General features: G+C 44.4%; 1 pseudogene. It reads right to left on the bottom strand.

The features are described from left to right. Positions 1 to 26 precede the first annotated feature (26 nt). Positions 27 to 320: pseudogene (locus KH400_RS23715) on the bottom strand (YihA family ribosome biogenesis GTP-binding protein); the annotation flags it as partial.

Raw genomic sequence — 320 nt, 5'->3', positions numbered from 1 at the left:
CCAATAAATGACATGGGTATAATTTTTTAGTCTTCGTAATCTTCAGGATTGAAGTCCGTACCATCTAGCATACGAGCTTCTAGCCAATCCCAAACATTGTCCTTACCATACTTCGTTTCTGATGAGAAAATCTCAAAGTCAGAAACATCGGGGTTGAATTGCAACCCACGCTTGATGTCAGCTTCAGCCTTGTTCCACTTACCGCGTGAAATCTTGTCGGCCTTCGTTGCAACAACAAGCACTGGCAAGCCAATGTCATCTGACGTCAACCAGTTGTACATCTCGATGTCTTCCTTAGAAGGCATGTGACGGGCATCAAC

This window comes from Desertibacillus haloalkaliphilus (assembly GCF_019039105.1).
Taxonomy (GTDB): domain Bacteria; phylum Bacillota; class Bacilli; order Bacillales; family KJ1-10-99; genus Desertibacillus; species Desertibacillus haloalkaliphilus.
The sequence above is the reverse complement of the archived record's forward strand: the minus strand, read 5'-3'. Positions and strand labels throughout refer to the sequence as shown.